Origin of the sequence: Sphingobacterium detergens (assembly GCF_003610355.1) — a bacterium.
GTDB classification, from domain to species: Bacteria; Bacteroidota; Bacteroidia; order Sphingobacteriales; family Sphingobacteriaceae; genus Sphingobacterium; species Sphingobacterium detergens.
The window spans coordinates 178652-193580 of the sequence record NZ_RAPY01000004.1 but is presented as its reverse complement, the minus strand read 5'-3'; the positions used below and the strand labels follow the sequence as shown (position 1 = coordinate 193580).

Genomic DNA, 14929 nt, shown 5'->3' with positions numbered 1-14929 from the left:
GTATTTATTTCGGTTATCTTTTATTCTGTTCAATGTTTGATTCCCTGATTACATCCATTGGAATCAGTAAGGCATATGCATGGCTTTTGGGTGGTAGGCTGTATACTTTGTCCCCAAGTGTTCTCGTTAAAGTTTTCTGCGTCTTCGGATCCTGGTTAAGCCTTTTTAGATCTGCCCATCGCAGCCCCCTAAAAACGAGCTCTCTCCGGCGCTCATTTAAGATAAACCGCACAAGGTCTTCCCGATCAGCGATCGACACCAATTCAAAGTTTGCTGGCGGAAACCTATACTTCCGCAATGTATTTATTGCATCCAACGCTGCGGTTAAATTACCCAGCCGTGCAGCGCTCTCTGCTTTAACCAGGTACATTTCACTTGTGGTCAAGCCCACAAAATTTCCGGATTGCGTATTATCGTACGATCCTTTGAAATCATAACTCATTTCCGGAAGGTCATAATTGTTCATAAAGTAGATTTTTTTACGTAGGTCACTAGCCGTATAGCTCTCATACAAATCGTGGTCCACACGGGCGTAGCCCTGCATCAATGGATAGCTAAAACTGGTGGTGGCCGAAAACAGCACTTCGGCATTAAAGACCGGTATCGGAGCATAGGAATATATATTCAATGTATTATAATCTAATAGCGCACTGGTGACTGCTAGGGCTGAATCCGCATAGTTATAAGCATTTTCATAATCCTGCTTATCCAAGTATAGCCGGGCAAGCCCAGCGAATACAGCTGCTTTGGCAGGACGGCCTTTTCCAGACGGCGTGTTTCCCAAAAAGCTAGCTGCTTTTTGATAATCCGATATCACCTGATCGTAAGATTCCTGTATGGATGCCCGTGATGTTTTGGTGTCCAGCTGTGGGCTTAGTTTCAGAGGGATACCGGGCTCATTATTGGCAGTCGATTTATCATAAGGCAAAGCATAACAGGACAATAGCTGGTGGAATGCAAATGCTCTATAAAAGTGAGCCGCACCAGCTACTTGGTGGTATTGCTCCATGTTTACACTATTCTGATCTAAGCCAGCAACAATTTCAAGTACCTGATTTGTATTAAAAATAACCTTATATGCGTTCAGCCACTGTACAGAAAGCGATGGAATATCATTTGACCAGATGTAATAATTTCGGTCGTCCAATAAAGCAATGGACTGCCAGATCGTTGCCGGCAGGAAGTAATCATCTGCGCTCACCTCAGATGCACTTGGATAGCTGCAATTCATGACCGTATAATCATTCAACAATAATTCACAGTCATTCAGATCTTTTGGCACCACCATCTTTCCGTCTGGCTTTACGTCCAAAAATTTATTACAAGCCGTAAGCGATGCAAGCACAACCAGTAAAAACATCACTTTTAATTTTGTTGTATTTTTCATTCTGTTTTCCTTTCTTAAAATTTACAGCTCATACCAATTGAGAAAGATTTTGGATCCGGGAAATTCTCACCGAATTCAGGGTCTATTCCCCAATTATTCGCTCTCCATATCGTAGCTATATTATTGACATAGCCATATACACGAAGTTCTTTAAATAAGCGGTTCTGTTTTGACGGAAAATTATATCCGAGCTGTATGTCGCGGAGCTTGATCTGATCTGCAGGTTCAATCAGTGCGGAAGACATACTATAAAATAGATCGCCATAATAGTCCAAAGGAAATGCTAGGGCAGGAATATCTGTATGCAATTCATCGCCGGGTTTCTGCCAGCGTAATGCATAATCTTTATGACCGGCATCAGTCTGCCAAAACTGATAACCATTGAACGATTTGCGTCGAAACTTATGGCCCAGCTGATAGCTGATATTGAAAGAAAATTCAAAAGATCGGTAGCTAAAACTATTTCTCAGACTACCAAAGTAGACAGGCTGCATAGCGCCGAGATTGGCCATGCCCTTTACCTTAGTATTATTGTAAATAGCAGCATAATCTGTAGATTCTACCCCATCAACCAAACCTATCGGGCGTCCATTCTCAGCGTCCAGTCCTTTCCACTCAAAACCTAGCGCAGCATACACGTCAAAACCTTCAATCGGTGTCAATATACGGTTGCCACTGACGAAGTTTTTACCATCATCATTACTGATGTAGGATTTGGTCACCTTGGTACGGTTGTACGCAAACACAAGATTTGACATCCATTGAAAATTATCCGATCTGATATTGAGAGATTTCAGATTAATATCGATGCCTCTGCCCCGCATATTGGCGCTATTGATATTCAGCGTACCAAAACCAGAGGTCGCATCTATCATTGCTGGTGCGATAAGGTCTGTCGAATTTTTGATATAGTACTCTATTGAACCAGACAAAACGTTGTTTTTCAAGCCAAAATCTAGCCCAAGATTAAGCATCCCTACATTTTCCCATCTTAAATTCGGATTCGGGGGATTGCTTATCGCAGCATACGTATTCCCGGTTACATAATCCGGATAGGGCGAGATATCCATCACAGGATAGGCAGAAACGGTATTGTTGACATTGCCATTATAGCCAAATGTCGTTCTCACCTTTAAAAAGTCAATACCATTTTGATGTTTGAAAAATGGCTCATTTGAAATCAGCCAGGCAGCACCCGCTGACCAAAAAGGCTGTCCTTTATTATTTGTTTTTACACCAAATAGATTGGATGCATCCTTGCGGATACTTCCGCTCGCTATATACCTACTTTTAAAAGTATAGGAAGCATTCGCAAAATAGGATGTAAATCTATTTACCCGATTTTGCGACTCCTGTGGGCTATAAATTTTGCTCCTGCCAAGAATACCATTGCCCCAGGGAAAGATAGAGATCAGATCAACCGGCTGCCAAGTCAGCTGATCCCTGTTATAACCCCAATAATTCGTGCTATAAGTCCTCGTCTTCATATCTTTAATCTCCATCCCTGCGATAGCCGATACCAAATGATTTTCTGAAAACTGATGGTCATAGGATAGCTGAATGCGTCCTTGCTGCATCGTTCCTTTTGTATTCAGTATGTAAAGGTTGTCGCCAAAAGGAAGGTTTCTTTTCACCGGAGAATAATCCCATTCTGTAAATGAATTGATCTTGTCGCGCATCACAAAAGAATTGACGCTTTTCCAGTACTCCTGGTCCTGCTGCTGATTGCGGTAATTGTACAGTACGGAAGCCCTGAGTCCAAAAGGCAGTTTATATTCAGCATTGAAGTCAAGTACGATATCACTTACATCTACCCTATTTGTGATCAGGTCAAGATCCTCTAGGGGCCGATATCGCCAATCAAGTAATTTATTATAGGCAGCCAGCGTATCCAAAAAGAACGGATTGACACCAGCACCATCAATTGATATAAGTTTGCCTCCCGCATTAGCTAAGAGCGTATAAGGATAATTTCCTGCCAAGAGATTGCCATACTGTGTATTGTTACCACTCGGATCCGTTAATGTTGATTTCGTATAGGTAATCCCAACTCCTAGATCCAGATTTTTTACCGGAGAAAGCTGGGCGGAGCTCTTTAGATTGATACGATCAAAATTAGAATTCACCATATTGTCAAGGTTTTTATCATAGCCTGCAGAGAACAAATACCGCAATGACGTGCCACCCCCCGAAAGCTGTGTATGGTATTGCTGTTTCACTGCATTTCTATAGACATACTTTAAAAACTGATCTCGTGTATCAATTTGAGCAAGCTGATCGAGTTTACGGTCAAGCTCATCAGTCGATAAAAGACCTTTTTCCTTTTTCATCATAAGGATCTGTACTGGTGAAAACCGATTAAAAATTTGGCTCTTTTTATAGTCATAAGCTCCGTTATCAAAATAAAAGCGCTCTACGTCTATATAATCCCTGCTTGACATTTGAGGTAGATAATAAAGATCAGGTTTGGCTTCCACTGTTAGATTGGTATTAAAAGAAACCTGTATTGGCTGGTTGTACCGACCTTTCTTGGTGGTAATGACGATAACACCATTCCCTGCCTGCGCACCCCATATAGATGCTGCGGCAGCATCTTTGAGCACGGTAATATTTTCAATATCATTTGGATTGATGTTATTGAAACTCCCAAAATACGAAGAGCCGTTTACCCAGTTCAAATCCCCTTGATATGGCATGCCGTCCACTACGATAAGCGGCCAAGGATACGACCGCATACTACTGACGCCACGCACGTTTATAAAAGGTAGCTTACCGCGGTCAAAAGATTTATCACGGCTAATGCTCGGCACAATATCTTCTAGCCTGCTTAAGATATCAGTGGACACCTTACGGTTGAGCAACTTGTTGTCCACAAACTCAAAACTTCCTGTTGCGCGTTCTTTAGGAATCTTTTGGTATCCGGTAGAGACCACCTCTACCTCATCCAATTGATTCTCCAGTGGTATCAATTTTACTGTTAACGATACTCCTACGGAGTAAGGTAACGCTAAGGGCTTATAACCCATATGGCTAAACTTCACCGTCCCTTTATGAGCCAGTACTGGCACTGAGAAAGCACCATCACTTTTGGAGGACGCTCTGCCCTTTTCATCTTCGATCCGAACTGATACGCCATGTATCGGTTTACTATTCAGTATCGATATTACAGTACCAGATACTGTTAAAGGCCCGTTAGCCCCGCTGTCCTTGCGGGGCGTCTGAGCCGATAAACTAAACATATGAAATACAACAGCTATAATTAAAAGAACTCTTTTGGTTAATACTCCTTTTGAGCTGTATGCTTTACAATCAATACGTTCGGATTGTGCTTTTTTTAATTTAATATACTGGATTGTCTGTTTCGAACAGGCAATACATTTCCCAGTCCTTATAAAATTGTTCATTTAAAGGATTTAAAATGGTCATAATCTTCCCTTCTCCTCGCGTACGCGTAGGATCAGGTCGTTAGAATTACTCGTAAAAATGTTCCGAGATAGTCGTCTCTAATAGGTTACAAAGCAGATGATATATTTACAATGACACTTTTTCGGATGGTCATACGGACCTCTAGCCTTAATAAAGCTAAGGGGGATTGGGATTTTTTGAATGTTTGTTTTTAATAATCATAACTCGTTATTGGCTAAACGAGTCTTGGGATGGGACATTTTTAGATAAATGTGGGCCTACATGCCGTGGTTGCGAAAAAGTTTCTGAAGCCTTACGTAACACGGACTAACAGTAGGCCCACATCCACCTTATTAAAGCAAATATAATAAAAGCTTTTAAATAAGAATAGACGTGGGTATTTAAACTACTGCCCTGCGTTACGGCTTCAGAAATTGCAACCGCAAGACTCTTTGTTTTAAATACCACAAATCCCTCTTTAAGAGAAGGAATTATTTACACAAACTTAGTGAATTACTATAATAATTCATAGAAATAAATAATATATTTTTTCACAAACCGCCATAAATTAATACATGGCAAAGGATATCAATATTATCATTGGAAAAAATCTGAAAATAGCTAGAGAAAAACTACTGTTTAGTCGAAAAGAAATGGCTAATAGGTCGGGAATCAACCGAGGATCGATTGAACGAATTGAGAAGGCTCATAAATACTTTAATATAGATGAGCAGGCGAAATATATAAAATTTATCGGTATAGAAAAGGATGTTTTATGCAGCCCATCTTTTAATTTAACATGGAGTGAGCTAACTGTAATTTTGAGAAAAAATCATCCCGAAAACCCTTCTATTTGTGATATTTCGGACAAAGAGACTAAACCTCAAAAAGTAATTATGCAAAGAGCTCTTCCTGAGAAACTACTTGAAGAGCCTTTAACTGCTGCGGAATTAACAACACTAATTTCCAAAAAGTTCAAAATAATTATTGAAGCAAATAAAGTGCAGAATTCTTTAAATTCTTTGGTAAATATTGGATTACTAGTCAAGACCCAAACATCACCCATCAAATATAAGCGTTCGGATAAAAAGTTTCCGCAAGAGATAGACCCGCTTTTCGAACTAGTGGCGAAATTAGAGAAAATGTTTGAATTAACCCAAGCCAACTTAGTGAATGAAGATAAGGTGAAAGTCAATCCATCTTTTCGAAAAATGGCTTTAATATTAGAATATCTAAATGAAGGAGAAAAAACAAGGGGTGATCTATTTCGGAAAGTTGGAATGGTTAATGATACTAATAATGTTGTGAGAACACTAAATGTATTAGAAAAAATGGAACTGGTAAGAAAAACGAAAAAAGCCGCTAAGAGTAGTCTTCAAAGCTATATATTAACAGATATTGGAGTAGAGTTTTTGAAAGAAATGGGAACGTAGTACTTATTGAGGATACATCCTTTTGGCAAAAAAGCTGAATGACAAAGTATTGGCGACCGCACTTTGGACCAATTACTTTTCTTCTGCGAGATCTGGCGTTGTTAACTTAATCGGTATATTAGTTAGGAACAATAAAATATCATAATTTTGGAATAATGATTAAAGTCGCAAAACGTATGACGATTACACTTTTAAAGAGCGTGTTGTCGAATTAAGCATAGTTAAGAAAAATATTTCTGGTAGCCCATAAATAGTAATTTCGTATCCACCCGGCCAAATGCATATTTCATGAGAGTCTTATAGTGCAGGACTTTGCTGGACGAGCAAAGAAGAAATAAGAACAGCAATGCTATCTATGATAGCGGCTTGATGAGAGGAGGATAGTTTTATTATTGATTTTCGCACAGTGATCTGGTGCTGATGGTCGAGGGGATACACGTTGTAAAGAGCATACGGGAGTGTAACACCAACTGTGTCATAGGATTAAAACTTAAAAACCTCTTTCGAGTTTGAGTCTATCCCCAAATCTAATATAAAGTTGGGATATGGTCAAGCCCCAGTTATGCATTGGCATCGTCCATTTTTTTGCAATATCTTTAATAATTAAATACATCAATTTCATGAGCGCCTGTTCAGAGCTGAAGGCCCCTTTAGACTTAATGATTTTTCGTATCTGACGGTGCATTCCCTCGATCGGATTTGTGGGGTATATAATCTTGCGAACCTGATCCTCGTACTCAAAGAAAGTGGAAAGATTGGTCCAATTATCCATCCAGGATTTGGCAGCAAGAGGATATTTCTTACCCCATTTTTCTTCAAAAGACAGGAGGTTTTCATATCCCATTTCTTCGTTCACAGCCTTATAGACCGGTTTTAGATCCTCCATTACAAACTTCTTATCTTTCTCAGTTACATAGCGCATACTTGTTCTGATCTGGTGAACAATACACAACTGGATCTTTGTTTTTGGAAAAATAGCTTCTATGGCCTCAGGAAACCCTTTTAGACCATCAATACAAGCTATAAGGATGTCTTCAACGCCACGTTGCTTTAGATCCGTAAGAACTGAAAGCCAGAACTTAGCTCCCTCATTTTCTGAGCTATAAAGACCGATCAGATCTTTTCTACCATCCATACCAACTCCCAGTATGTTATAAATAGCCCTGGATTCAACAGTTCCATTCTGGCGAACCTTGATGTGCATACAGTCCAGGAATACAAAGGGATAAACAGCTTCAAGAGGCCTGCTACGCCACTCATTTACCGCTGGAAGCACACTTTCTGTAATACGCGATATTTCTGTGGCAGAGATCTCCATAGCATACATTTCGCGTATAAACTCGCTTATCGCCCGTGTGCTCATTCCTTTGGCATACATGCTCAATACGTGCCCCTCAAGCTGTTCAGTAATGATTAATTGTCTTTTAGGTACTACTTTTGGCTCAAACGTGCCGGATCTATCACGACCTGTTTCCAGCTCAAATGTTCCGTATCCGCCCGACGAACTACATGTCAGTTGATTTTTTGAAGTTCTGTGGGTAAAGCTCTTTTATATTCTTGTGGTTTATTGACGCTATATTCATTAGCGTATTTTTTAACCACAGAAAAGGGTTCACCTCATGCTTTTTGCAGATAGCGAAAAATGAGTAGATCATTGCCGATCGCTGTGCTGCCTCATGACTTCCTGCGAACAGCCAATTTTTGCGTCCCAGGGCAACTGGGCGAATGGCATTCTCGATAAGGTTATTGTCAATCTGCAGATTTCCATCGCGCAAATATTCCGACAGCATGTCCCAACGGGCGTATGCATAGGCCATAGCCTTTCCTATCTGGCTTTTGGGCAATGTGTTTTTTATCTCCCGGAATATCCATTTACCCATGTCGTTGATGATCGGAAGTGACTCTTTGAGCCGTAGCTCCCGGATCATATCAGGTGATGACTTTTCTTCTTTGGCTTTCCGCTCAACTTTATAAAGATCCTGTATCATCAGTAGTGCCTTTTTGGCTCTTTCCGGGTCATTCTGCAGGCCTTTCTCAAACTCACGGCGTGCGTGTGCCCAGCAGGCCAGATGGGTGATGTCTTTCTTTTTTCCAAATTTTTCGTAGGCGGCATATCCATCCGTCTGCAGATATCCCTTAAAGTTATCCAGCATGGGTGTAGGTACATGACCACCACGGGAAGGGTTATAATCGAACAGCACCGTTTTATCCAAAGGCGAGTGGTAGACCCAATAATAGCCCTGATGGGCAGCTCCTTTTTTATCGCTGTCCAATACTTTTATTGGGGTCTCATCAACCTGCAAATAGCCCTGAGCTTTGGTGTCAAAGACCAGCTGTTCATACAATGGTTCGAGTTTTTCCAGTGCCTGTCTGGTCCATCCTTCGATGGTTGAGGATGGGATCTGTATGTTTTCCCTTGCGAAGATCTGTTTTTGTCGGTATAGGGGAAGATGGTCCTGATATTTACCCACCAGTATCATCGCCAGTAAGCTCGGACCTGCAATTCCTTTATCGATGACCCGTTCAGGTAGTTCGGCAATGGATACGCCATCTCTGTTTTTAGCCGCATATTTATAACGTATCCGTCCTACCAAGTACATATTGATTTAGATTACCTGGGTTTCTAGCTTTGTTGTTATGAACAACATTCAAGAAAAACGTGCTCGTATGCTATCTATGCTAGCACACTGGCAGCAGAGCGGAAAAAGTAAGAAAGCTTACTGCGCGGAAAATGGGATCAGTGAAGCGACCTTTTATTATTGGTTTTCTCGCAGTAAAGAAAATGACACTATCTGTGGTAACTTTATCACAATCGATAAGAGGCCAAGAAAGAGCGATGTTGAGATTATTTATCCCAACGGTGTGCGTATAAAGACCGAAAATGATCTTGCCCTTGTATCACAGCTGATCCGTCTGTACTGATGTTTACACTGGGGTCCTCGCACCGGTTTTATCTTTACGATGGATTTTGCGATATGAGAAAGTCATTTGACGGGCTTTGTGGCCTGGTCATTTCGGTTATGCACCGTCAGCCGACCGGTGGCGAGGTGTTCGTATTTTTGAACCGTAGCCGTACACATATCAAGCTGCTGCACTGGGAACACGGTGGCTTTGTACTGTACTACAAGCGTCTGGAGCAGGGTACGTTTGGCACATCTGCACTTAAAAAAGGTGAGCTGTCGTGGAGCGATCTGGTATTGCTCATCGAGGGTGTTCAGGTTGTAAAAAGCATACAGAAAAAACGTTATTCATTGCCACAAAAACAGCTTTTTTGATTACAAGAATGCAGATAAAACCGTATCTTTAGGGTATGGAAACAGCGCTGGAAAACCTCTCAAAAGAAGATCTAATCAAGGTCATTTCCAGTCGTGATGAAAAGATAGAACACCTCACCCAGGAACGTGATCACTTAAAATCTCAGGTTGAAATGCTTCGACGGATGCAGTTCGGACAGAAGCGTGAACGTTTCGAAGGTGACCCCAACCAGACTGAACTTCCATTTGAAGCTGGACCTGCTGATATAGAACAGCAGCAGGAAGAAATTAAAGAAAAGATTGAATACGTCCGCAAGCGCCCAAACCATAAAGGGCGTGCAAAATTACCAGAACATCTACCTGTAGAAGAGATCGAGATCCATCCTGAGGGTGACCTGTCTGAAATGGTGTGCATCGGCAAAGAGATCACCGAGGAACTGGAATGCGAGCCTGCCAAGTTTTATATCAAACGTTATATCCGCTACAAATATGCGGCTAAAAACGGCGAAGGGGTGAAAATCGGCGAGCTTCCCGAGCGGGTGATCGATAAAGGTATCCCCGGGGCAGGCCTGCTAGCGATGATACTCACCGGTAAATACCAAGACCATCTCCCACTGTACCGCCAGAAGCAGATCTTCGCCAGGGAAAACATACAGATCCCATCCTCCACAATCGAAGGATGGACCAAACAGGGGCTGGAAAAACTGGAACCTTTGTATGAACAGCTTGTCTACGAGACCAAGACCAAGGGCTACCTGCAGGTCGATGAAACAAGAATAAGAGTACTGGATAGTGATAAAAAAGGGGCTGCCCATACCGGTTGGTACTGGGTCTATCATGCTCCTTTGGATGGAACTGTACTGTTTGACTATAGCCCTAGCCGGGGCAGCAGTGCACCATTACCCATGCTAGGAAACTTCAAGGGTTATCTTCAGAGTGATGGATATGCCGTGTACGAAAAGTATGGAAAAAAGAAAGAAGTAATACATCTGGCCTGCTGGGCGCATGCACGACGCGAGTTTGAAAAAGCGTTGGACAATGATCGTCCGAGAGCTGAAAAGGCACTTTTGATGATACAGGAGCTCTATAAAATAGAACGAAGGACAAAAGAAGAACAACTTTCCGCTGATCGGATAAAAGAACTGCGACTGGAAAAATCGCTGCCGGTCATCAACGAAATGGGCAAATGGATCTTTGAAGAGATAAAAAGCACCTTGCCCAAAAGCCAGATCGGAAAGGCGATGGCCTATGCCTACGCACGTTGGGACGCCTTGAGCGCCTATTTATACGATGGCTCGCTTCACATCGATAATAACCCGTGCGAAAATGCCCTAAGACCCATTGCCCTGGGCAGGAAAAACTATCTCTTCGCAGGGAGCCATGAGGCTGCACAAAGATCGGCAATGATCTATTCGTTCTTTGCGATCTGCAAAAAGCATGAGGTAAACCCTTTTCAGTGGCTAAAATATACCTTGGAAAATATCATGTCAATCAACCACAAAAACTTAAAAGATCTCTACCCGCAGAACTTTAAAAAATCAGCTGACCTGTAGTTCATAGGGCGGATACTTTATAACGGATGTAACGTTTGATATAGAATTTGGCTGGCTCGCACTCCAGCTCCTCGGTAATCTCCTGGCCGATGCACACCATTTCAGACAGATCACCCTCTGGGTGGATCTCGATCTCTTCTACAGGAAGGTGGGCAGGTAATTTAGCGCGTCCTTTATGGTTTGGACGCTGACGAACATACCCGATTTTCTCTTTGATCAGTTCGAGCTGTTGCTCTGCTTCTGCAGGTTCTGCGTGGAAAGGCAGGAAAGTCTGGTTGGGGTCACCTTCGAAGCGCTCACGCTTCTGGCCGAACTGCATGCGTTGAAGCATCTCCACTTGAGCTTTCAGGTAATCACGTTCCTGTGAAAGGATATCACGCTCCTGATGGAGGAGTTCATTCTCTTTGGACATACTGGAAACCATTTTCAGAAGGTCTTCTTTAGAGAGATTTTCCAGTGCTGTTTCCATACCGTAAAGATACTCAAAAGATACCTTTATTCCTATTTTAAGTCCATTTTTAAGGCAAAGAGAAACGTCTTTTTTGAATACTTTTTACCACCTGTATCCCTTCAACCATCAATACCAGATCGCTCCAGGACAATTCTCCATTTTTTGCGTTCGGCGGCATGAAGGTGCCGCTCTCCAGACGCTTATAATAAAGTACAAAGCCTCCTTTTTCCCAGTGCAGCAGCTTCATATGTGTACGGCTACGGTTCAAAAATACGAAAACCTCACCGCTGGTAGCCTGACGCTGCATCCCTGAACCGATCAGTCCGCAGAGCCCGTCGAATGATTTTCGCATGTCGCAAAAGCCATCATAAAGATAAAAACGGTGCGAGGATCCCAGGGCAAACATCAGTAAAGACGGATCAGCTGTGATAAAAGGGCAAGATCATTTTCAGTCTTTATACGCACACCATTGGGATAAATAATCTCAACATCGCTCTTTCCCCGCGCCTTATCAATTGTTATAAAGCTGCCGCCGCCTGTGTGATTTTCTTTACTGCGAGAAAACCAATAATAAAAGGTCGCTTCATTGATCCCATTTTCAATACAGTAAGCTTTCTTACTTTTTCCGCTCTGCTGCCAGTCTGCTATCATAGACAGCATACGCTCACGTTTTTCTTGAATGTTATTCATAGCAACAAAGCTAACAACCGTGGTAATCTAAGTCAATATGTACTTGGTAGGACGGATACAATGTTCCAGTGTTAAGGCCACGGACAGTCTTTTTTGTCTTGCCATTTCGCCGATTGCTATTGCCCGAAGCTTTCTCTTCGTTCAAATGGTTTTCCAGTTCTCCATCCATCATTGATTCCAATAGATGCTTCATTAACGGCGCTAGGACGCCATCATTGGGAGACAAACTTTTTCCTTCGTAAAGACCTTGCATGGCTTCTGCCTTGAAGCGTTCAAAGTCGAATGGGTCTTTTTCTTTCATGACCGTGTCGTTTGAATAATTGAATATAAATAATCTTATTGAATTATTCCTCTGACACAGTTCATGTTACAGTCTCGAGCATACAGAAAAAAACGTTATTCCTTGCATCCTAAACAGCCTTTTTTGATTGCAGGAACGCTGAATAAACCGTATCCATGGCATATGGAAGCGCTGGAATTCTAATTAACGATCAATTCTTTTCGCCATTTAACATTATTATTTAGATCTGTATATGAAATTATATAAGACCCCTTGGACACTTTAAAGCTACTGGTATTATTTCCCTTTTTGAGAAATTTAAAACTTATTAGAATCTTTCCTTCGTTATTATAAAGTTTTAACAAGGCCGCCTTATTTAAGACATTATCCTTTGGTATTTCAATTCTAACATCTCTAAAATTTGCATTAGTACCATTAGAATGATTGTTATCATTCCCCGACATTAACATTTTTGAGGCTCTTAACGACAAACTTTCTATGTCACAGTAAACGCAACTATCAGATTGCTTTTGATAATATACAAAATTAAAAGTACCTTGATCAATAGGTATAATTGTTTGGTAGACTCGCCACTCTTTAAAATTATACATTTTGTAATAATATCTTACTGAATCATTTTCTTTTTTTGGGATTAAACTGCTGTTTTCCTTTATTAGCTTTTCTTCTTTTGACACAAACGCTATAAGATGATACAAGGGTTCGCCATTGGGAATACCAGAAAATAGCATGCGCATCTTACTTGGATCTAAACGGGTACTTTTTAGGATGGCTTTATCACCACTATACAAACCATCTACCTTGAAACCATGTTTAAGCTCATCATTGAATTCAACATAATCACCAAACGTTTCTAAAGATAGTTTTAAACTATCATTATAATATATGGGCACTTCTTTTATAACAGTCCCTGACGGAAGGAAATTATACTGCGAACATTGTATATTTAATAACAGAATTAAAAAACAAAAAATAATCCGGAAAAATTTAGACGTAGTTAAATATAGATATTTAATCTTCATAAGGATTACAATTACATTGAAGAATTTTTTGAAATACAAAGAGACTCTTGACTAGAAAATAAATCTAATGAACCACTAAAAGTTAAATGTACATATATTAAAAAGTCCTTTAAGGAGTTATCAAAGAACTTGGCTATTAGATCGTTTATCAAATAATTCAGGTAATCAATCCTTTCAATAATTGGAAAACACAGATGAATTCTGCCTAAAGAATTATGAGAGCTAAAACCTTTTTCTTTGAGGACCATCACTATTTTTAAAACTGTAGTATAAGAGGAAGTTTTAAGATCCCTGTAGTTATTTACGATTTCGCCAGCTGTTATTGGGGCATACTCCCAAAGAATTCCCATAACTCTTTCTTCATTATCTGTAAGTCTAATCATACCAGTAGTGTTTTTCTTTAAATCATTTGTAGTTACTAAAATTTCGTTTAAATTCCCTCGAGAAGCAATCAAAATCCGAAATTGATTTTTTTTACCTGATATCGATTAATATTTCAAGTAATAAGCAAACACAAAGAATAAAGAGGTTAAAGATATAATATTCAATTCTCCAGTTTACTCTCTTTTGCTTGACATCCTATGAGAAAGCAACTACAATACATATAAGCTTTCCTTTACGAATGTCACTATTTAATTAATTTACGGGTTATCAATCTATTTTGCAAATCACGAGGGAACTAATTCAACTTTTCGCTTAACTTTCGATAGCTTTTTTTCTACGACATAAGGTTAAACTGGTAACAATATGACTTTCTTGCTTCATTTGGCATGAAAGTCTGGAGCAAAATATTCATATTCTCAGAGCGATTACAAGGAGATATAATTGTAACAAGGAATTTTTTCAAAATTTCACGAATATAACTACTTAAATTTATTTGATCTACTAATGTATTAGAGTCCCAAATTATACTTCAATTCGTGAATTCAGCCTACAAGTAAATTGCTTTGAACCTTAAATACTATATAGAAAACTCAATCAATCACTAAAACAGACATACACACACAAATGTGTAGTTTATACATTTTAATTATTTTTTCAAAATTTATTATATTAACTTCAAACTACAGACATTAACACCACTTAATACATCGACTCGAATATTTACGAGGAGACTTAAACATTATGACAACTAATAATAAACAATTACAATGTAATACACATAATTATTAATTGAATTTCTCAACATCTGAAAGAATCGAATATAGTTTTAAAACAAATATCCATGAAAAGAAAGAAACTAATTTTAGAAAAAGTTGAATTAATCTCAAAGACCAATTTAAAAACATTTAAAGGCGGTAAATTTTCCCCTAGCGAAGATCCTGTAACATTGATAACCTGGACATTACCTGACGCACATCAGGATGGTGATGATGGAATAAAGAATGACTAACTACTTTTTTTTAATAGTATTATCATATTTAAAATACCATGCA

The 14929-nt window shown here is 40.0% G+C and carries 12 protein-coding genes and 3 pseudogenes; 5 read left to right on the top strand and 10 right to left on the bottom strand.

Annotated features, from left to right (window positions below):
• Positions 1–13: 13 nt before the first annotated feature.
• Together DFQ12_RS19370 and DFQ12_RS19365 are read right to left on the bottom strand one after the other, a co-directional pair.
• Entirely contained in the window at positions 14–1387 is a 1374-nt protein-coding gene (locus DFQ12_RS19370) for a RagB/SusD family nutrient uptake outer membrane protein (protein ID WP_120260699.1), read from the bottom strand.
• Between the two features lie 14 nt (positions 1388–1401).
• Positions 1402–4791, bottom strand: coding sequence for a SusC/RagA family TonB-linked outer membrane protein (locus tag DFQ12_RS19365; protein WP_120260698.1), 3390 nt, complete (start codon positions 4789–4791; stop codon positions 1402–1404).
• 576 nt (positions 4792–5367) lie between these two features.
• Here DFQ12_RS19365 and DFQ12_RS19360 point away from each other — a divergent pair.
• Entirely contained in the window at positions 5368–6225 is an 858-nt protein-coding gene (locus tag DFQ12_RS19360) for a helix-turn-helix domain-containing protein (protein ID WP_120260697.1), read from the top strand.
• Positions 6226–6715: 490 nt separating this feature from the next.
• Here DFQ12_RS19360 and DFQ12_RS19355 read toward each other — a convergent pair.
• A pseudogene (locus DFQ12_RS19355) lies at positions 6716–7714 on the bottom strand (IS256 family transposase); the annotation flags it as partial.
• A 16-nt stretch (positions 7715–7730) separates the two neighbouring features.
• Positions 7731–8822: pseudogene (tnpC, locus tag DFQ12_RS19350) on the bottom strand (IS66 family transposase); the annotation flags it as partial.
• A gap of 40 nt (positions 8823–8862) precedes the next feature.
• On the opposite strand from tnpC (DFQ12_RS19350), the gene tnpA (DFQ12_RS19345) reads away from it, so the two are divergent.
• Genes tnpA (DFQ12_RS19345) through tnpC (DFQ12_RS19335) form a run of 3 tightly spaced genes read left to right on the top strand, consistent with a single transcriptional unit; the run spans position 8863 to position 11032 of the window.
• Positions 8863–9147 carry an IS66 family insertion sequence element accessory protein TnpA gene (tnpA, locus tag DFQ12_RS19345; RefSeq protein ID WP_425275602.1) on the top strand — a complete coding sequence of 95 codons (285 nt, stop codon included), beginning with the start codon at positions 8863–8865 and terminating at the stop codon, positions 9145–9147.
• The gene (tnpB, locus tag DFQ12_RS19340) at positions 9147–9500 is read left to right on the top strand and encodes an IS66 family insertion sequence element accessory protein TnpB (protein WP_120260695.1); all 354 of its coding nucleotides are present in this window, start codon (positions 9147–9149) and stop codon (positions 9498–9500) included. Before tnpA (DFQ12_RS19345) ends, tnpB (DFQ12_RS19340) begins: the two co-directional genes overlap by 1 nt.
• Before the next feature lie 35 nt (positions 9501–9535).
• Positions 9536–11032, top strand: a complete 1497-nt coding sequence (tnpC, locus tag DFQ12_RS19335; protein WP_120260694.1) for an IS66 family transposase — start codon at positions 9536–9538, stop codon at positions 11030–11032.
• A 1-nt stretch (position 11033) separates the two neighbouring features.
• On the opposite strand, the gene DFQ12_RS19330 is transcribed toward tnpC (DFQ12_RS19335), so the two are convergent.
• From DFQ12_RS19330 to DFQ12_RS19305, 6 genes and pseudogenes are all read right to left on the bottom strand, one after another.
• On the bottom strand, positions 11034–11501 hold the full coding sequence (locus tag DFQ12_RS19330) for an IS66 family transposase (RefSeq protein WP_244211795.1): 468 nt from the start codon (positions 11499–11501) through the stop codon (positions 11034–11036).
• A gap of 49 nt (positions 11502–11550) precedes the next feature.
• Positions 11551–11889 (bottom strand): IS66 family insertion sequence element accessory protein TnpB, encoded by a 339-nt coding sequence (gene tnpB / locus DFQ12_RS19325; protein WP_120260693.1) that lies wholly within the window; start codon positions 11887–11889, stop codon positions 11551–11553.
• On the bottom strand, positions 11889–12173 hold the full coding sequence (gene tnpA, locus DFQ12_RS19320) for an IS66 family insertion sequence element accessory protein TnpA (RefSeq protein WP_244211794.1): 285 nt from the start codon (positions 12171–12173) through the stop codon (positions 11889–11891). Before tnpA (DFQ12_RS19320) ends, tnpB (DFQ12_RS19325) begins: the two co-directional genes overlap by 1 nt.
• A gap of 61 nt (positions 12174–12234) precedes the next feature.
• Positions 12235–12474: pseudogene (locus DFQ12_RS19315) on the bottom strand (IS256 family transposase); the annotation flags it as partial.
• Positions 12475–12653: 179 nt separating this feature from the next.
• On the bottom strand, positions 12654–13493 hold the full coding sequence (locus tag DFQ12_RS19310; RefSeq protein WP_120260691.1) for a hypothetical protein: 840 nt from the start codon (positions 13491–13493) through the stop codon (positions 12654–12656).
• 11 nt (positions 13494–13504) lie between these two features.
• Complete coding sequence (locus DFQ12_RS19305) at positions 13505–13876, bottom strand: BlaI/MecI/CopY family transcriptional regulator (RefSeq protein ID WP_120260690.1); 372 nt, start codon at positions 13874–13876, stop codon at positions 13505–13507.
• 842 nt (positions 13877–14718) lie between these two features.
• On the opposite strand from DFQ12_RS19305, the gene DFQ12_RS28190 reads away from it, so the two are divergent.
• Positions 14719–14886: a hypothetical protein gene (locus DFQ12_RS28190; protein ID WP_167457313.1), complete on the top strand. Its 168-nt coding sequence runs from the start codon at positions 14719–14721 to the stop codon at positions 14884–14886.
• Positions 14887–14929 lie beyond the last annotated feature (43 nt).